Origin of the sequence: Acidovorax sp. SUPP950 (genome assembly GCF_030158935.1) — a bacterium.
Classification (GTDB): Bacteria; Pseudomonadota; Gammaproteobacteria; order Burkholderiales; family Burkholderiaceae_C; genus Paracidovorax.
Window position 1 is genome coordinate 1,717,995 of the sequence record NZ_BQXE01000001.1, and the last position, 19,334, is coordinate 1,737,328.

The window sequence follows — 19,334 nt, forward strand, 5'->3', positions numbered from 1 at the left end:
AAAAGAAAGGAAAGAAGATGAAAGGATCGGGAGCCGCCGATCTTACCGATGCAAAATTGCCGAGGTCCCTTTCACCGCCTCTCTCTCCACCCCCTTCTTTCTCCATGGCCCACGCACCCACCTGGCTCACCTACGGCTTCCTCTACCTGGGCGCGGCCGTGCTCGCCGTGCCCATCGCGCGGGCGCTGGGGCTGGGGGCGATCATCGGCTACCTGGCGGCCGGCATCGCCATCGGCCCCTGGGGCCTGGGCCTGGTGAGCAACGTGCAGGACATCCTGCATTTCGCCGAGTTCGGCGTGGTGCTGATGCTGTTCCTCGTCGGCCTGGAGCTGCAGCCCAGCCGGCTGTGGAGCCTGCGGCGCCCGATCTTCGGGCTGGGCAGCGCGCAGGTGCTGGGGTGCGCGGCGCTGCTGTGGCTGGCGGCGTGGGCCTGCGGCCTGCCGTGGCGCGTGGGGCTGGTGGGCGCGCTGGGACTGGCGCTGTCGTCCACGGCCATCGCGCTGCAGTCGCTGGGCGAGCGCAACCTGATGCGCACCGACAGCGGGCAGAAGGCGTTCTCGATCCTGCTGTTCCAGGACGTGGCGGCCATTCCCATCCTGGCGCTGCTGCCGCTGCTGGGCGCTGCCGCCGCGGCCGAGGCCGCACCCCACGCCACGCCCGACCTGCTGCTGGAAGCGGCCAAGATCGTGGGCGTGGTGGGCGGCATCGTCCTGGGCGGGCGGCTGCTGCTGCGCCCGGTGCTGCGCTGGATCGCCAAGAGCAGGACGCCGGAGATCTTCACCGCCGCCTCGCTGCTGCTGGTGGTGGGCATCGCCTGGCTGATGGTCATCGTGGGCCTGTCGATGGCGCTGGGCGCCTTCCTCGCCGGCGTGCTGCTGGCCGACAGCGAATACCGGCGCGAGCTGGAGGCCGATATCGAGCCCTTCAAGGGCCTGCTGCTGGGGCTCTTTTTCATGGCCGTGGGCATGTCCATCGACTTCGGCGTGCTGATGCGCTCGCCCGGGTTGATGGCCCTGGTGCTGCTCGGCTTTCTGGTCATCAAGGGCGTGGTGATCTACGCGTTGGCGCGCGTGACCGGCACGCCGTACCAGGAGCGGCCCGTGATGACACTGCTGCTGGCGCAGGGCGGCGAGTTCGCGTTCGTCGTGTTCCAGGCGGCATCGACGGCGGGCGCGCTGCCGGCCGAAACCGCGTCGCTGCTGATCGGCGCCGTGGCGCTGTCGATGCTGCTGTCGCCGCTGCTGCTGGTGCTGCTGGACCGCGTGCTGCTGCGCCGCTATGCGCGGCTCAAGACCGATGTGCCGGCCGCGGCCGAGATCTCCGAGCCGCAGGAGGCGCCGGTCATCATCGCGGGCTTCGGGCGCTACGGGCAGATCGTCGCGCGCACCATGCTGCTGCAAGCCGTGCCGACCACCGTGCTGGACCACAGCGTGGAGATGCTCGAGGTGGCCCACACCTTCGGCTACCGCGTGTTCTACGGCGACGCCACGCGGCTGGAGCTCCTGCGCATCGCAGGGGCCGCGCAGGCCCGCATCCTGGTCATCGCGGTGGACGACACGGGCCAGTCCGTCAAGATCGCCGCACTGGCGCGCGCTCACTTTCCGCAGCTGAAAATCGTGGCCCGCGCCCGCAACATGAGCCATTGGAACGCGCTGCGCGATCTGGGCGTGGAGCACGTCGAGCGCGAGCTGTTCGAGTCCAGCCTGAAGACCGCCCGCACGGTACTGGAACTCATGGGCCTGCCGGCGCAAGAGGCCCAGCGCGTGGCGGACCGGTTCCGCGAACACAACATCGACCTGGCCAACCGCATGTACCCGCACCACAAGAACCAGGAGAAGTTCATCGCCGTGGCGCGGCAAGGCCGCCAGCAACTGGTGGAACAGATGGCCAAGGAGCGGCAGGAAGCCGCATCCGCCGCGGCGGATGCGGGCCCCCCTGCGGACGCCGCAGGCCATGCCCCGCCCGCGCAGCGCACCGGCCTGCCGCCGGGCAGCGCCTGACCCTTTTCGACCGGCTGCGCGCGCGGCCGCCGGCCATCCCCCAAGACCCGTTTGCGAAAGGACACCCGACCCCATGCGCCGTTTCGAACTGATCGAAGGAAACTCCAGCAAATTCTGGGAGATCGAGCCCTCCGGCTCCGACCTCAACATCCGGTGGGGCCGCATCGGCACGGCCGGCCAGAGCCAGACCAAATCGTTCGCCGACGCCGCGAAGGCCTCGGCGGCGCTGACCAAGCTGGTCACCGAGAAAACGAACAAGGGCTACAGCGAAGTCGGCGTGGCACCGGGCGCCGCCATCGGTGCCTCGCCAGCGCCCGCCAAGGCGCCCGCACCCCAGGCCGCTTCCAGGCAGGCGGCCGCGGATGGTGCCGAGCGCTCCGCCACCGCCAGCGCTTCTGCACCGGCTCCCGCCCCGGCGGAAAGCCTGGATGCGCAGTGCGATCGCGTCTTCACCGCCTTCTGCACGCAATTGGCCGAAGGTGCGGTGAAGGTGGACGAAGTGTTCTCGGCCGCGGTGCTCAAGCGCCAGCACGGCGTGAGCGACCAGGGTGCCTCGATGGCGTTCGAGCGCCTGAAATCCGAAGGCCTGCTGACGGGCTGGGGCACGACCGCGCAGGTCGGCAAGCGCGCGACCGCCCTCGCCCAGGCCCTGCTCGCCGAAGCGGCCGCTGGGGCCGAGACACCCCCCCCGGCCGCAGCGCCCACCGATGCCCCGGCCGGTGACGGCGGGCCCGGCGCGGTGCCGCCCTGGCTGGCCCAGGGCGACCCCGTGCGCCTGCCGTCCCAGATGGAGCGCGAGGCCTATGCCTCGCGCCGTTTCCCCCAGGAAGCGAAAGCCGCTGCACTGCCCCAGGCATGGCAGCGCGTGCGCAGCCACTGCGATTTCCATTTCAACCTGCCAGCCACCGATGCGCCCCTGCGCGATCCGCTGCAGCGGACCATCGACCGCCTCGACCGGCACACGGCCGAGGCCGACGCAGAGGCCGATACCGTACTGCTCGCGCTGGCCCTGGCCAGTTCGGGCTACTACGGCGAGAACGAACCGGCCGCCGCCATCGTGGACTACCTCGTGGCGCAGTACGGACTGCCGGGGGCCGTCGACATCCTCATGGCATCGCAGCGCCTGGAGACGACCAACGATTACGACTCGACCACCAAGAAGCGCCGCGCGCACCTGTCCACCACCGTGACCCGCGCGATGAGCAACGGATGGCGCGGGCCGTTGGGCCAGGGCGAGGAAGCCTTCCGCCGCCATCTCGCGGCCGCGCCACAGGCCGAGTGGGAAGCCTGTGCGGACCGCATCGAGGCCGACCTGCCCTCCCTGCACCCGAGCCGGCAGCCGGCGATGGCGCTGCTGCTGCCCGACCGGCCGGCCGTTTCCGACGCCTTGGCGCACCGGCTCGCCGCCGAGAAGGAGGTGCCCGACACCCTGCACTGGCTGATGCTCACGGCCACCGACCCCGCCGCGATTGCGCTGGCCGCGAAGACGCGGCTGGGCTACTCCGAGGGCTTCTGGGGCAACCGGCGCATGGTGGCGACGGCCGTGCGCGAACGCGGCACCGGCGCGGTGGCGGTGCTGGAACGCGGGGCCGCCGAGGAGGCCGCCGGGGAAGCGCTCGCCACCCTCGGCACCCCCGAGGCCGTGCATGCGCTGGCCAAGGCCGCCAGCAGCTCCAAGGGCGCGCTGGCGCGCCTGTCCCTGGCGGCGGACCGCTGGCCGCTCGCGGCGATCGCGGCCCTCTCGCGGCTGGTGGCCTCGGACGGAAAGGACGCGGGCCTGCTCACGCCCATGCTCTCGCGCCTGCTGCGTGCGCACGGTCAGAGCGTGCCGCTGCTGCGCCCCTGGCTGGATGCCGCCGCGCAGGCCGCCGTGGACCGGCAGCTGGCCCTCCTCACCGGCCCGGCCGAGGTGGCCGCCCGCGAAGAATTGCCGGCCGTGCTCGCCGATCCGCCCTGGCTTGCGAAGACCGCGCGCAAGACCGCGGCGGCGCTGGCGCTGGAGCCGCTGCCGCTGGCCCCCGTCGAGGAATGGGCGCCGGGCGAACGCGAAGAGGCGCAGCGTCTCAACTCGTGGCATCTCAACCGCTTTGCGAAAGCGGCGCAGGACGTGCTGGAGATGGTGGATCTGCTGGGCTTCGACACGAACAGGAAAAAGCAGCTCGCCCCCCTGGCCGAGGACGCCGCGCGCGCCATCCGGGCGGGAAACGCCGACGCGCTCATCGCGGCATGGCGCGCCATGCTGGCCGAGCGCAAGCGCGAGCGCTACTACTGGTATTCCTTCGACTGCGTGGCCGCGGCCACGCTGCCTCCAGCGCTTGCCGTGCCGTTCTGGAATGCCGTGGCGGGCGAGGCCGAGGGCTACGGCGTGGGCCATGCCATCGCCAAGCTGGGCCTGCCCGCGCTGCCGGCGCTCACCGCCATGGTGCGCGCGAAGCCGGCCGAGAACCTGGCCTGGGCGATGCACTACGGTGCCGTGGAGATCGCCCCCACGGCCGCGCGCGCGTTCGCCAAGCTCAAGACCGCGCGCGACACCGGCCGCGCCTGGCTGCTGAAATACCCCGAGCACGCGGCCTGTGCGCTCATCGCGCCGGCCCTGGGCAAAGCGGGCGAGGCGCGCGACTGCGCGGGCGCCGCCCTGCGGCTGCTGCATGCGCAAGGCCACGGGGCCCTCCTGGTGGAAGTGGCCGGCCGCTACGGTGACGATGCGGTCCTGCAGGCGCTGCGCACCGTGCTCGACGAAAGCCCGCTGGACCGCTTCCCGACCAAGCGCGCCAAATTGCCCGAGTTCTGGCAGCCGCGCGGATGGCGCCGCCCGGTGCTGAAGGACGGCCCGGGCCGCGGCAAGGCGCTGCCCGACGAAGCGCTCGACGCGCTTGGCCAGATGCTGACCTTCCCCACGAGCGAAGAGGTGTATGCCGGCATCGCCATGGTGCGCGAGGCCTGCACGCCCGATTCGCTGGCCGATTTCGCATGGGATGCGTTCGGCGCCTGGCTCGAAGCGGGCGGCCCGTCGAAGGACGGCTGGGCGCTGACCGCGCTGGGCCTGCTGGGCACCGACGACACGGCCCGCCGGCTCACGCCCTTCATCCGCGCCTGGCCCGGCGAGTCGGCCCATGCGCGCGCCGTCACGGGGCTGGACGTGCTCGCGCAGATCGGCACCGACGTCGCGCTGATGCTGCTCAACGGCATCGCACAGAAGATCAAGTTCAAGGGCCTGCAGGACAAGGCCCGCGAGAAGATCGCCGCCATCGCCGAGGCGCGGGGCCTGAGCCCCGAGGAACTGGAGGACCGCCTCGCGCCCGACCTGGGCCTGGATGCGCAGGGCACGCTGCGGCTCGACTTCGGTCCGAGGGCGTTCAAAGTGGGCTTCGACGAGACGCTCAAACCCTATGTGCGCGAGGTCTCGGTGGACGGCAGCGACGGCGCGCGCCTGCCGGACCTGCCCAAGCCGAAGAAGACCGACGACCCCGACCTCTCGGCACAGGCCGTGGAGCGCTTCAAGCTGCTCAAGAAGGACGCGCGTACCATCGCCAGCCAGCAGTTGCTGCGCCTGGAGGTGGCCATGTGCGCGCGCCGGCGCTGGACGCCGGAGGTGTTCCGCACCTTCCTCGCCGGCCACCCGCTCGTGCGCCACATCGTTCAGCGCCTGGTCTGGGGCGTGTACGAGGTGCCAGATGGCGGCAGCTACGGCGGCCGGCTCGCGGCCTGCTTTCGCGTGGCGGAAGACGGCAGCACCACCACGGCCGAGGACGACCCGTTCGATATCCCGGAGGGCGCGCAGGTGCGCATCGGCGTTCCGCATGCGCTGGAACTGTCGCCCGAGGACGCCGCGGCCTTCGGCCAGATCTTCGCGGACTACGAGCTGCTGCAGCCGTTCCCGCAGATCGGCCGCGACACCTACACGCTGACCGAGGCGGAGAAGGCGGACATCAAGCTATCGCGCTGGACCAAGGCCAAGGTGCCCACGGGCCGCGTGCTGGGCCTGGTCAACAAGGGCTGGCGCCGCGGACAGGCGCAGGACGGCGGCGGCATCTGGTACTTCACCAAGCCGCTGGGGGCCGCCCATGTGATCGAGTTGCACCTGGACCCCGGCATCATCGTGGGCATGGTGGACGAGTACCCCGAGCAGGAACTGGGCGAGGTGCAGGTGGGCAAGCCTTCCGCGTGGGGCGAGTTGCAGAATGCCGAGCCCATCGGCCGTCTGGACGCCATCTCCGCCAGCGAGCTGATCCGCGACCTGGAGGGGCTTCGCGCCTGACCGGCCATCGCATGGCTACCCCCTGCCTTTTCCATCCCTGACCGACCGCACCATGGCCATCTCCCGCAAAACACCACCTCCCGGCGAAGCCGCAACCGCGGGTGTCCCGCTGCAGCGGCCGCCTTCCGAAATCCTCCATGCCGCGGAGCTGGAGCGCCTGCGCGCACAGGACACGGACCCGCGCCCGCCCGGCTGGTCGCTGGGCCTGCGCGCCGCACGGGCCTTCATCCTGGGCGATGCGGCGCTGGGCATCGCCCCCAAGATCGTCGCGCCCGTGGCAAGCATCGAACGCATGCTGGTCACGCTGGCCACCGGCCGCGGGCTGATGCTCGTGGGCGAGCCCGGCACGGCCAAGTCGCTGCTGTCGGAGCTGCTCGCCGCGGCCGTCTCGGGCGTCTCCACGCTGACCATCCAGGGCGGCGCCTCGACCACCGAGGACCAGATCAAGTACGGCTGGAACTACGCCCTGCTCATCAACGAAGGCCCCAGCCCGCGCGCGCTCGTGCCCGCACCGCTCTACCAGGGCATGCAGCAGGGCCGCATCGTGCGGTTCGAGGAGATCACGCGCGCGCCGCTGGAGGTGCAGGACTGCCTGCTGGGCATGCTCTCCGACCGCGTGATGGCGGTGCCCGAGCTGGCGGGCGAACACGCCATGCTCTACGCCCGCGAGGGCTTCAACATCATCGCCACGGCCAACACGCGGGACCGCGGCGTGAACGAGATGAGTGCCGCGCTCAAGCGCCGCTTCGACTTCGAGACCGTCTTCCCGATCCTCGACTTCGACCGGGAGCTGTCGCTCGTGCAGGACGCCAGCGCGCGGCTGCTCGCGCAAAGCGGCATCCCGCACGCCGTGCCGGCGCCGGTGCTGGAGCTGCTCGTGTCCACCTTCCGAGACCTGCGCGGTGCACCGGCCGACGGCCAGCGCGGCGCGCCGCCCGATGCGGCCATGGACCGCCTGAGCGCGGTGATGTCCACCGCCGAGGCCGTGAACGTGGCCCACGCGGTGGGCGTGCGCGCCTGGTTCCTGGAGCGGCGCGAGGGCTCGCCCGCCGACCTGGTGGACTGCATCGCCGGCACCATCGTCAAGGACAACGCCGACGACCGCGCCAAGCTGCGCCGCTATTTCGAGCAAAAGGCCGCCAAGCGCACGGGCGGGCACTGGCGCGCGTACTACGAAGCGCGCCACCGGCTGCCGTGAAGGCCGGCACGGCGCCGCCCGCCGACCCCGTCATCCTCGGCGTGCGCCACCACAGCCCCGCCTGTGCGCGGCTGGTGGCGGCGCGCATCCGGGCGCTGCGGCCCGCGTTCGTGCTGATCGAGGGGCCCGCGGATTTCAACGACCGGCTGGACGAGCTCTACCTGCCGCACCGCCTGCCCGTGGCGATCTACAGCTACCTGGCGCGCGGCGGTACGCACCGCGGATCGTGGACGCCCTTCGCCGATCACTCGCCCGAATGGCAGGCGCTGCAGGCCGGGCGGGAAGCCGGCGCGCAGGTGCGCTTCATCGACCTGCCCGCCTGGCACGACGCGTTCGCCCATCTCGAGAACCGCTACGCCGATGCGGCCGATGCCGAGCACCAGGCGCGGGCCGAGGCCTACGAGCGCGCGCTGGCGGACCAGCTCGCGGTGCAGGGCCGCGACGCGCTCTGGGACCACCTCTTCGAAGACGCAGGGCCGGAGAATGCGCAGGCCGGCTGGGAGGCCAGCGATGGCCTGGCGCTGCGCCTGTCCACGTACTTCGGCCACCTGCGCGGCGAGGGGGAGGCGGGCTCGCTCGGCAACCAGGCGCGCGAACAGATGATGGCGCGCTGGATCGCCTGGGCCATGGCGCAGGACCGCGGCGCCGTGCTGGTGGTGTGCGGCGGCTACCACGCACCCGCGCTCGCGCGGCTCTGGCGCGGGATGCCCACCGGCGAGCCGGAAACGCCGCAGCCTGCGGAAGACCCCGAAGAAACTATCAAAAATATAGCAAACCACCCAATTACCACTAAGGCATCGGCACGATTTGGCTCTTACATCGTGCCCTACACCTTCCGGCGGCTCGATGCCTTCGCGGGCTATGCGTCGGGCATGCCGTCGCCGCAGTACTACCAGTGGCTCTGGGAGCACGGGGCCGAGGGCGCGGCCCGCGAGTTGCTGCGCGGCGTGGTGCAGCGCCTGCGCGAGCGCCAGCTGAGCGCCTCCACCGCCGACCTGATGGCCGTGCATGCGCGCGCGCTGGGGCTGGCGCGGCTGCGGGGGCACCGCCAGCCCTTGCGCTCGGACTGGCTCGACGCCCTGGCGGGCGCCTTGGTGAAGGAGGCGCTCGACGCCCCCCTGCCCTGGACCTACCGCGGCCCGCTGCGTGCCGGCACCGCCCCGGTGCTGGTGCAGGCGATGGACGTGCTGGCCGGCGACACGGCGGGCCGCCTCGCACCGGGCACGCCGCAGCCGCCGCTGGTCGCGGCCGTGCGGGCCGAGCTGGCCGCGCAGGGCCTGCCGCTGCGCGGCACCGTCACGCTCGACCTGCTGCAGGAAGGCGACCGCGCCCGCAGCCGCGTGCTGCACCGGCTGGCGTTGCTGCAGTTGCCGGGCGTGGTGCGCACGCGCGGCCCGGCGATGGCGCTGTCGGGCGAACGCGGCGAGGCCTGGAGCCTCAGCGAACCGCTGGAGCAGCAGGCCGCGCTCATCGAGGCGGGCGCCTGGGGCGCCACGCTGGAAGACGCCGCGCGGGCGCGCCTGGAAGACCGCCTGCGCCAGGCACGCGGGCGCATCGCGCCGCTGGCCGAAGGCCTGAACAGCGCGGCCTGGGCCGGCCTTGCGGACCTGAGCGACGGGCTGCTGCGGGACATCGGCGAAGCCATCGCGCAGGAGCCGCGTTTCGAGGCGCTGGCCCCCGCGCTGGGGCTGCTGCACACGCTGCTGCGCCACGGCCAGATGCTCGGCATGGCCGGCGCACCCGTGCTGCGCATCGCGGTGGAGGCCGGCTTCGACCGCGCGCTCTGGCTGCTCGAAGCTCCCGCCGCGGTGGCCACCGCCGACACCGAAGACCATCTGCAGGGCCACCGCGCGCTGCAGCGCATCGTCGCCGACACACTGGCCGACCTGGAAGACGGCACGCCCCATCCGCTCGCGCTGGAACCCGCGCGCGCCCTCGCTGTATGGCAGCGCAAGGCGGCCGACCCGCAGGCCGCACCGGTCAGCCGCGGCGCGGCGCTGGGCGCGGTGCTGGCGCTGTCGGGCCGCCTGGGCGGTGGCGCGCAGGGCGACGGTGCCGCCACCCCCGAGGCCGGCGTGCAGGAAGCCATGGACCTGCTCGCCGCCATGACCGCCGCCACGCTGGGCGACGCCCTCGCCGGCCTTTTGGCGCTGGCGCGCGAGGCGCTCGCCACCGAACCGGCCTTCGCCGCCGGCATGGACCGCCGCATCCGGGCGCTGGACGACGAAGACTTCGTGCAGGCCCTGCCGGCGCTGCGGGCCGCCTTCGCCTGGCTGCCACCGCGCGAGCGGGGCCAACTCGCCGGGCAGGTGCTGTCGCTGCACGGCGCGCAGCACCTGCCGCGCCGCACCCTCACGGCCGCGACCCCGGGCGCCCTGCCCCCCGAAGCACTGGCCCGTGCCCGCGCCGGCGAAGCCGCGGCCGCGGCGCGGTTGGCCGCGTGGGGCATCGACGCCGGCACAGGAGCCCCTGCATGACACCGCTGACCATCCCTGACCCCCTGCAGCGCTGGCGCCTGTTGCTCGGCGAACCGGCGGAACCCGCGTGCGGCGCGCTCGGCGATGCCGCGCAGGCGGCCGATGCGGCGCTCGAATGGCTCTACGGCCGCGACAGCGATCGCGCCGAGCGCGGCGAGCGCAGCGCGGGCCTGGGGCCCTCGGCGCTCAGCACGCCGGACTGGATCAACACCATCCACACGCTCTTTCCCAAGGAAGTGATCGAGCGGCTGGAACGCGATGCGGTGGAGCGCTACGGCATCGACGAAGTGGTGACCAACCTGGAGGTGCTGGAACGCATCGAGCCGTCCGAATCGCTGCTGCGCGCGGTGCTGCACACCAAGCACCTCATGAACCCGCAGGTGCTGGCCGCCGCCCGCCGGCTCGTGGCCGAGGTGGTGCGGCGCATCATGGAAAAGCTCGCCACCGAAGTGCGCCAGGCGTTCAGCGGCAGCCGCGACCGGCGCCGCCTCTCGCGCATGAAAGTGGCGCGCAACTTCGACTTCCGGCGCACCCTGCAGGCCAACCTGCGGCGCTGGGACGCGGCGCGCGGCAAGCTCTACGTGGAGCGGCCCATTTTCATCAGCCGCACGCGGCGGCATGCCGAGCCGTGGGACATCGTGCTGCTCATCGACCAGAGCGGGTCGATGGTGGACTCCGTCATCCACAGCGCGGTGATGGCCGCCTGCCTTTGGCAGCTGCCGGGCATGCGCACGCGGCTGGTGGCCTTCGACACCCAGGTGGTGGACCTCACGGCCGATGTGTCCGACCCGGTGGAGCTGCTCATGAAAGTGCAGCTGGGCGGCGGCACCGACATCGCCCGGGCCGTGGCCTATGCGCAATCGCTTGTCGCCAACCCGGTCCGCACCATCGTCGTGCTGGTGAGCGATTTCTACGAGGGCGGCGACCCCGGAGAACTCGTGCGCCGCGTGAAGGCGCTGACCGGCGCGGGCGCGAAGGTGCTGGGCCTGGCCGCGCTCGACGCGCAGGCCGAGCCCGCCTACGACCGCGAGATGGCCGCGCGCCTCGTGAAGGAAGGCGCGCAGGTCGGCGCCATGACCCCGGGCCAGCTCGCGGGCTGGCTGGCCGAGAAGGTGCAGGCATGAACGCGCCGCTGCGGGCCGACCTGCTCGAACTCACCCCGGAGGCGCTGACGGCGCTGGCCAACGCGGGCTTCGTCAAGCGCGCGCAGAAGGACGTGGCGGCCAATGTGCTGCCGCGGCTGGAGACCGAACCCGACGGCACCGTGCGCGCGGAATTCGACGACGGCGCGCGCACGCGCCTGCCGCCGGGCCGCACGCTGCGCGATGCCGCATGCTCCTGCGCCGCGAGCGGCATGTGCCGCCACCGCGTGATGCTGGTGCTGGCCTATCAACAACGGCACGGCACGGCGAGCGCCCCTGCGGTCGATGCGTCCACGGCCGCAGCGCCGCCCACGGAACCGGGGGGCGCCTGGAGCCCCGCGCATTTCGACGACGCGGCGGTGTCGGCCAGCGTGGCGCCCTCGGTGCTGGAGCAGGCCGCGCGGCTGGCGGCCTCGCGCCCCGTGGTGGCGGTGCAGCCATGGCAGGGCCACGCCTCGCCGCCCACGGCCCGGTTGCCGATGTGCACCGTGCGGTTCTTCTCGCGCAGCTCGCTCGTGCATGCGCGCTGCGACTGCCAGCAGGGCAGCGGCTGCGCGCATGTCGTGGTGGCGCTGTGGGCGTTCCGCGCCGCGGGCGATCTGCCCGCGGGCGGCGACGAAACCATGGTGGAAGTGCCGCCGCGCGCGGGCCCCGGGCAGGCTGGTGCCGGCACCGATGGCGGCAGCGGCGCCGCGGCGGCACCCGCGCAGCTGCAGTCCCCCGAGGCGCTGCGCCTGCGCGGGGCGCTCGATGCGGTGCTGCTGTCTTTGTGGCTCGACGGATCGGCCCAGCCCACGATGGCCCTGGCAGCGCGCTTCGAAGCGCTGCGCGCGCAGTCGCAGGCCCTGGGCTGGCGCTGGGTGGACGACGGCATCGCGGAGCTGTGGCTGCTGCTGCAATCGCTGCAGGCCCGCAGCAGCCGGCACGACCCGCTGCGCCTGCTGGCCGTGGCGGCCGAGCTGTGGGCGCGCCCGCGTGCCGCGGTTCACGCCGAGGCTGCCGCTGCGGACAGGACGGGGGCCGCACGCCCCGCGCTGCATGCCAGCCAGATCCTGGGCGCGGGCGTGAAGGGCGAGGTCGCGCTGGACCACATCAAGCTCGTCTCGCTGGGCGCCGCACTCTGGTCCGACGCGGCGGCCGAAGGCGCCAACGTGCTTTTCGCCGATCCGGACACGCAGACCGTGACGGTGCTGGAACGCCAATGGCCGCGCAGCGAAGGCGCCGGCGGCCCTGCGCAGGCCCTCGCCGGACGGCGCGTGGCGGGGTTCCCGCTGCGGCAGATCGCGACCGGGCAGGTCATCACCAAGACCGCCACGCGCCGCGCCAACGGCCTCATCGACATCACCGCCGGGGCGCGCCAGACCGGCGTGATGCCGCTCTCGCCCGCGGCCTGGGACGAGCTGGCCCCGCCCTTGCGCCAAGCCAGCGTGCAAGCGCTGCGCGAGCGCCTGCGCGCCGCGCTTCCCGATTTCGTGCAGCCGCGCCAGGCCGCCACCGGCGCGGCCAGCGGGGCATCGGGCGCGCTGCATGTGGTGGCGCTCGAAGGCGGCATGCAGGTGCAGGGCTGCGAGTGGGATGCGGCCGAGCAGGTACTGCATGCGCGCATCGTGGACGCGCAGCACGAGGACGCCGGGCCTGCACTGCACCTTGCGCTGCCGCACCGTGCGGCCGCGCCGGGCGCCGTGGACGCGCTGGCCCGCGCGCTGGCGGGCGAATGGGGGCCGCTGCGCGCGGTGGCCGGGCCGGTGGCGCTGCGCGGCGGCGAGGCGGTCATGCAGCCGCTGGCCCTGCTCACCCAGCAGCGCGCCGTGGTGCCGCAGATCGAGCCGCCAGCCGCCCAGCCGCTGGCGCTGCGCACCTGCGCCGATGCACCCACACCCGTGCAGGCCCTGCTCGACGAAACCCTGCAATCGCTGGCCCAGTGGCTGCGCCAGGGCCTGCGCCACCAGCCAGGCGGGCTGGATGCGCGCGCGCAGTCTCAGGCCCGGCAGCTACGGCAAGGCGGCCTGGACCGCTGCGCCGCGCTCCTCGAAAGCCTGGGCGGGCACCTGCGGTCGGCCGACCGCGGACCGCTGCTGGCAGCGCTCTCCACACTGGCACTGCTGTTGCAGGCCCAGGGCGGCTGAGGCGGCCGCAAGACCGCACGGACACCCCTGCCAGCGGGTGCAGGCGCGTCACGCGCACGCACGCCGCATGCCGGCTGCAAACCTGAAGAAAGCCCGCCGATGGCCGGCGCCCCTGTCCGACTCGCCCGTTTCACATCAATTTGAATGATAATTATTCTTAATCAAATGGATCCGTTTCTTTCCATCGCCTGGTCCGGTGGCCTTCCGGCTGGCCGGCGGCCTCTTTCTAGCCCCTCCTCTCCCGCATTTCCATGGTCCACACCCGTTCCGACGCGGCGCACTCGCCTGCCCACGCCACTCCTTTCCTGCGCCCTTCCCTGAGCCCTTCGCTGGCCCGCTCGCCCGCACGCGCCCTGTGCCGCTGCGCACTCACGCCGCTGGCGCTGTGCCTGTCGCAGGCCGCCATGGCCCAGGCCAGCGCGGACGCGACGCCGCAACTGCAGGAAGTGCGCATCAATGCCAGCACGGAAAAGGACGTGGGCTTCGCCCCGGTGGAAGCCCAGACGGCCGGCAAGGCACCCATGCGCCGGCTGGAAACCCCGCAGTCGGTGAGCGTCGTCACGCGCGAGCAGATGGAGTCGCGCCAGATCGCCAACCTGCAGCAGGCGCTGCAGACCGTGGCCGGCGTGAGCCCGGTCAACTTCGGGCGGCGCGGCTTCGACGACATCAACATCCGGGGCTTTCGCTCCACCGAATCCATCCTCATCGACGGCCTGGTGCAAAGCCCCGGCATGTGGACGCGCCTCACGCCCTACGGCTACGAGCGCTTCGAGGTGCTCAAGGGCGCGGCCTCGGTGCTGTACGGGCAGGTGCAGCCCGGCGGCATCGTCAACGCCATCAGCAAGCGGCCCAAGCGCGATGCCTTGAGCGAAGTGGGCGTGGAGGTGGGCAGCTTCGGCCAGCGCACCTTGCAGGCCGACATCAACCGCCCGCTGAACGAGTCGGGCAAGGCGGCGTTCCGCATCAACGCCCAGGTCTCGAACAGCGACGATCCGACCGACTTCATCTACCGGCGCGACCGCTGGATCGCGCCTTCGCTGTCGCTGGACCTGGGCGCGCGGACCGATCTGGTGCTGTTCGCCACCTACAGCCAGAGCAACTGGATGCGCCAGCAGGGCATCACGCCCTACGGCACGGTGCTGCCCAACCGCAACGGCCCCGTGCGGACCACGCTGTACACGGGCGATCCGAGCTTCGGCGGCTACGACATCGAAAGCACCTCGGTCGGCTACGCGCTGGAGCACCGCTTCTCGCCGCAGATGACGCTGCGCCAGAACGTGCGCTACGAATCGGAGAAGGGCAACGGCAACTTCGTCTCCAACCTGGCGCTGCAGTCCAATCAGCGCCTGCAGAACCGGCAGGCCACGCGCCAGTACCTGGATGACGACATGCTGGCCACCGACACCTCGCTGCTGTCGCAGTTTGCCGCCCTGGGCGTGCAGCACCGCCTGGTGACCGGGCTGGATGCACGCACCAGCCACAGCTGGCAAGGCCAGCGGCGCTGCACCATCGGCGCGCTCGACCTGTTCAATCCGGTGTACGGCGCGGCCACCACCTGCCCGGCCGCCTACACCAGCAACGCACCTGAAAAGCTCAGCGTGATGGGCCTGTACGCGCAGGACCAGATCAAGTTCAACCCGCAATGGACGGCCCTGGTCGGGCTGCGCCGCGACTGGTCGGACAACCAGATCGACGACCGCCTGACCAACCGGCAGACACGCCAGAAGGATTCCGCCACCACCCTGTCGGCCGGGCTGGTGTATGAGTTCACGCCCGGATGGGCCGCCTACACCAGCTACGGCGAATCGTTCCTGCCCGTGTCGGGAACCAGCTTCGGCGGCTCGCCCTTCGTGCCGGAGACCGGCAAGCAATGGGAAGCGGGCCTGAAGTACGAGGCGCCCGGCGGCGGGCTCACCGGGGCGCTGGCACTCTTTGACCTCAAGCGCCGCAACGTCACCACGGCCGACCCGGCCAACACCGGCTTCAGCGTGCAGACCGGCGAGCAGCGCGCGCGCGGGCTGGAGCTGGAAGTGGGCGCCGAACTGCTGCGCACCCTGAAGCTGACGGGCGCCTACACCTATACCGACACGAAGGTCACGCGCGACAACAACGCCGCCATCGTGGGCCTGCCGCTGAACCTCACGCCGCGCCACACGCTGGCCCTGTGGGCCACCTACAAGCTGCCGCAGATGCCGCAGATCACCCTGGGCGCCGGCGCCCGTTACGTGAGCGAGCAGGTCGGCTCGTACCCCTTCACCCTGCCCGCCTACACCGTGGCGGACCTGTCGATCGGCTATGCCGGCTCCAACTACCGCATCACCGCGGGCGTGAAGAACGTGTTCGACAAGGCCTACTACGACGGCGCGATCAACGCCAACGTGGTGTCGCCCGCCCTGCCGCGCAGCTTCAGCGTGGGACTGACGTACTTCTTCTGAAGACATGGACACCGGCGGAAGGGCGTTGTTGCCCGCCGCCCGCATGGGAACTGGCCGCCGCCCGCGCCGTGCCCTGCCCGTGCCCTTGCCCCTCGAACCGCCGGATCGCGCTCCATTCGTGGGCCGGCATCGCTATGGGCCAATCGTTGCTTGTCTCCATTTATTCATAGATATTTATTTTTTTGCATTAATCGGCTATCTATGCAATTTTTTGACTATCTTGCCCTGATCCCCGGCCAAGCCATTGATTCATAGGTTTCTATTTTTAGGCATTTTCACTAACATCTATGAATGCCGAGACAGAACACCCCTCCCGCAGACTATCCCCAGGCCGTACTGCAGCAGATCGAGCAATTGGCGCAGAACATCGTCATCGCCCGCAAGCGCCGCAGGGAAACGCAGGCGCAGTGGGCCCAGCGGCTGGGTGTGTCGCAGCCGACCATGGCCCGCATCGAGCGGGGCGATCCCTCCGTGGCGATGGCGTCTTATGTCATGTGCCTGTGGCTCATCAACCAGGCGCAGGGGCTGGCCGATCTGGTTGCCCCGCAGAACGATCTTGCCTCGCTGGAGCGCGAAGTGGCAAGAGCACGCCCCAAACCCCGGTCTCCGGCCAAGCAAGAAGACAGGGGCAGGAAAGCGGCGACCCAAGGCCGTGCAAAGCGCCCCCCCTCCACCTTGAAGGCAGGCGCTGCGCCCGACAGCGGGGCTCCCCATTCGCCCCCCCGGGTGGCGAACCGGCCATCCGCATCGTCCAGAGAAGCCTTGCGCGGCGTTCCTGTGCCGGACAGGAAAGTGGAGATCGAAAAAGCCCTGCGGGATTTCGCTGAAGAAAAACGGCGAGCTGAACGCTTTCTGCCCAATGCCGCTTCAGGCCTGGCCGCCCTGATCGCCGGCATCAAGAAAGAGCGGCCATGACGCTGCCAGGAGGGGTCACGCCCCGTACCTACGCGCCGCAGGACACGCTCTGCGTCTGGACCCTGGTCAACCCGGCCGCCCCCGTGCTGACGGGCTCCGTGGCCCTGTCGCCGCTGGTGCCCAACTGTGCCACCTTCACCTACGCCGCGGACTGGTGGGAATTCGCGCTGAGCGAAGACCTGCCACTCATCGCGGGCCAGACCTTCAGCGCAGGGCACAAGGACACCGCCCCCGGCGCCATCGACGACGCGCGGCCCGACCGGTGGGGCGAGCGCATCATCCGCCACATCGACCGGCCCGCGCGACTGTCGATTTTGGAGATGCTGCTGTTCGCTGGGGACGACCGTTTCGGTGCCTTGGGCATCTCCACCTCCGCCGAGCGCTACGTGCCCCGGCGCATCGGGCCCTATCCGCAGCTGCGCGATCTGGCCTCGCTGGCGCAGGCCGTGGAAGACGTGCAGACGCAAGCACCCATCACGCCGGACATCCAGCGCCTGGTGCAGCCCGGCGTCACGCTGGGCGGCGCACGGCCCAAGGCGCTGCTGCAGACCGACAAAGGCCCCTGCCTGGTCAAGTTCAGCGAATGGGACGACGCCGTGGACACGCCGCTGATCGAACACGCCACCATGACGCTGGCGGCGCAGGCCGGCATCCATGTGGCCACCACCGGCGTGCTGCCCCTGCCCTCGCGGCACGCGCACGGCAAGCGGCGCCATGCGCTGACCATCGAGCGCTTCGACCGGCTCGACATCGGCGGGCAGACCCTGCGGCTGCATTGCCTCTCGGCCCGGACGGCGCTGGCGGCGGCGGGCCTTGCGGAAAGCTACGGGGCGCTGGCCACCGTGCTGCGGCGCCAGGCCCATCCGGACCAGCAGAAAGCCCAGCGCGAAGAGCTGTTCCAGCGCATGGTGTTCAACATCCTCATGGACAACACGGACGACCACGAACGCAACCACTGCCTGCGGCTGGGCTGGGACGGGTACTACGAGCTGTCGCCCGCGTTCGACGTGGTGCCCACGCTGCAGAACATGGGCTACCAGGCCATGGTGGTCGGCCGGCACGGCGCCGAATCCACGTTGGAGAACGCGCTGACGGACCTGAGCGAGTTCGGCATTCCGCGCGCCCGGGCCATCGAGCTCATCCAGGCCGTGGCACGCACGGTGGACCAGTGGCCGCAGCACTTTGCCGGCCACGGCGTGGACGCGAACGACATGGCACTGCTGCACGCCAGCATCGACCGCGATGCGCTCAAGGCGCAGCGCCAGGCGTTCTGCTGAGTCGGCGCCGGCGCCTGCGACTCAAGCGGCCGGCACCGGCATGAAAAATGCCACCAGCGCAAATTCCACTAGGGCATGTAGCTATTAAAAATATAGCAAATCAATCCACGCTGGCGCCGGACTCCTTCACGACCTTGCCCCACTTGGCACTTTCGGCCTGGATGAAGGCGGCGAACTGCTCGGGCGTCTCGCTCACCGGCTCGGCGCCCTGGTCGGCCAGCTTCTTCTTCGTCTCGGGCTGCGACAGCACCTTGACCAGCGCCTTGTTCAATTGCGCCACGATGGGCGCGGGCGTGCCGGCGGGCGCGAACATGCCAAACCACGACGTGGCCTCGTAGCCGGGCACGCCGGCTTCGGCGATGGTGGGCACGTCGGGCAGCTCGGGCGAGCGCTTGGCCGTGGTCACGGCGATGGGGCGCAGCTTGCCCGAGCGCACGTGCTGGATGGCCGAGGGCATGTTGTCGAACATGATGCCGATCTGGTTGCCCAGCAGGTCGGTCACGGCCGGTGCGCTGCCCTTGTACGGCACGTGCTGCATGTCCACCTTGGCCATGCTCTTGAACAGCTCGCCCGACAGGTGGATGGAGCTGCCGCTGCCGGACGAGCCGAAGTTCACCTTGCCGGGGTTGGCCTTGGCATAGGCGATCAGCTCCTGCACCGTCTTGTAGGGCTGGTTGGGGTTGGCCACCAGCAGGTTGGGCACGTTGGCCACGCGCGTGAGCGGCGCGAAGTCCTTCACCGGATCGAACGGCATCTTCTTGTAGAGCGCGGCGTTGATGGCGTGCGTGCCCACCGTGCCCATGAAGAGCGTGTAGCCGTCGGCCGGCGCGCGCGCGGCCATCTGGCCGCCGATGTTGCCGCCCGCGCCGGCGCGGTTGTCCACCACCACCGACTGGCCCAGCTCCGCGGAAAGGCCCTGGCCGATCACGCGCGCCAGGATGTCGGTGGTGCCGCCGGCTGCGAAGGGCACGATGATGGTGATGGGCTTGTTGGGGAACGCCTGCGCGAACGCGGTGGGCACCGCAGCGGTGGCGGCCACGGCCAGGGCGGCGGCCAGCAGGGTGCGGCGATGGGCGGCGAAGCGAAGGCTTGGGCGGACGGAAGTCATGTTGTTTCCTCGGATCTCTTTATGGGGATGAAAAGCGGGGCGCGTGGCGGGTGCGGCGCCCGCCAGCGGGGCGCAGCGGCCAACGCCGTTATTCCTGCACGATGGACGACGGGTGGTTGGCCAGCGGCGTCACCTTGATCTGCATGTAGGGGAACAGCGGCAGGCCGCTCAGAATCGTGTGCAGCTCGTCATTGCTGGCGACGTCGAAGATGCTCACGTTGGCGTATTCGCCGACGACGCGCCACAGGTGGCGCCACTTCCCGCCCTGCTGCAGCTGCTGCGAATATTCCTTTTCCTTGCGCTTGATCTCGTCGGCCACTTCGGGGGCCAGCGTGGACGGGATGTTCACCGTCATTTCAGCCATGAACAGCATCGGTTGCTCCTTGAAAACGAAAAGG

General features: G+C 71.1%; 11 protein-coding genes. 9 read left to right on the forward strand and 2 right to left on the reverse strand.

The features are described from left to right. Positions 1-104 precede the first annotated feature (104 nt). The 9 genes from kefC (at position 105) to AVME950_RS08040 (ending at position 17,828) form a co-directional block, all read left to right on the forward strand. The gene (gene kefC / locus AVME950_RS08000; protein ID WP_284429367.1) at positions 105-2,000 is read left to right on the forward strand and encodes a glutathione-regulated potassium-efflux system protein KefC; all 1,896 of its coding nucleotides are present in this window, start codon (positions 105-107) and stop codon (positions 1,998-2,000) included. 73 nt (positions 2,001-2,073) lie between these two features. Further along, complete coding sequence (locus AVME950_RS08005) at positions 2,074-6,258, forward strand: WGR and DUF4132 domain-containing protein (protein WP_284429368.1); 4,185 nt, start codon at positions 2,074-2,076, stop codon at positions 6,256-6,258. A gap of 52 nt (positions 6,259-6,310) precedes the next feature. After that, positions 6,311-7,456: an ATP-binding protein gene (locus tag AVME950_RS08010; protein ID WP_284393350.1), complete on the forward strand. Its 1,146-nt coding sequence runs from the start codon at positions 6,311-6,313 to the stop codon at positions 7,454-7,456. Beyond that, complete coding sequence (locus AVME950_RS08015; RefSeq protein ID WP_284429369.1) at positions 7,453-9,933, forward strand: DUF5682 family protein; 2,481 nt, start codon at positions 7,453-7,455, stop codon at positions 9,931-9,933. The genes AVME950_RS08010 and AVME950_RS08015 overlap by 4 nt, the downstream gene beginning before the upstream one ends. Then, positions 9,930-11,057 (forward strand): vWA domain-containing protein, encoded by a 1,128-nt coding sequence (locus AVME950_RS08020; RefSeq protein ID WP_284405392.1) that lies wholly within the window; start codon positions 9,930-9,932, stop codon positions 11,055-11,057. The genes AVME950_RS08015 and AVME950_RS08020 overlap by 4 nt, the downstream gene beginning before the upstream one ends. Then, positions 11,054-13,201 carry a YehQ family protein gene (locus AVME950_RS08025; RefSeq protein ID WP_284429370.1) on the forward strand — a complete coding sequence of 716 codons (2,148 nt, stop codon included), beginning with the start codon at positions 11,054-11,056 and terminating at the stop codon, positions 13,199-13,201. The genes AVME950_RS08020 and AVME950_RS08025 overlap by 4 nt, the downstream gene beginning before the upstream one ends. A gap of 404 nt (positions 13,202-13,605) precedes the next feature. Beyond that, positions 13,606-15,636, forward strand: coding sequence for a TonB-dependent siderophore receptor (locus AVME950_RS08030; RefSeq protein WP_502869386.1), 2,031 nt, complete (start codon positions 13,606-13,608; stop codon positions 15,634-15,636). 354 nt (positions 15,637-15,990) lie between these two features. Beyond that, positions 15,991-16,551, forward strand: a complete 561-nt coding sequence (locus tag AVME950_RS24375) for a helix-turn-helix transcriptional regulator (RefSeq protein WP_284429372.1) — start codon at positions 15,991-15,993, stop codon at positions 16,549-16,551. Further along, positions 16,548-17,828 carry a type II toxin-antitoxin system HipA family toxin gene (locus AVME950_RS08040; protein ID WP_284429373.1) on the forward strand — a complete coding sequence of 427 codons (1,281 nt, stop codon included), beginning with the start codon at positions 16,548-16,550 and terminating at the stop codon, positions 17,826-17,828. Before AVME950_RS24375 ends, AVME950_RS08040 begins: the two co-directional genes overlap by 4 nt. Before the next feature lie 100 nt (positions 17,829-17,928). On the opposite strand, the gene AVME950_RS08045 is transcribed toward AVME950_RS08040, so the two are convergent. Together AVME950_RS08045 and catC are read right to left on the reverse strand one after the other, a co-directional pair. Further along, on the reverse strand, positions 17,929-18,936 hold the full coding sequence (locus tag AVME950_RS08045; RefSeq protein WP_284429374.1) for a tripartite tricarboxylate transporter substrate binding protein: 1,008 nt from the start codon (positions 18,934-18,936) through the stop codon (positions 17,929-17,931). A gap of 88 nt (positions 18,937-19,024) precedes the next feature. Then, positions 19,025-19,309, reverse strand: coding sequence for a muconolactone Delta-isomerase (catC, locus tag AVME950_RS08050; RefSeq protein WP_272565052.1), 285 nt, complete (start codon positions 19,307-19,309; stop codon positions 19,025-19,027). Positions 19,310-19,334: the final 25 nt, after the last annotated feature.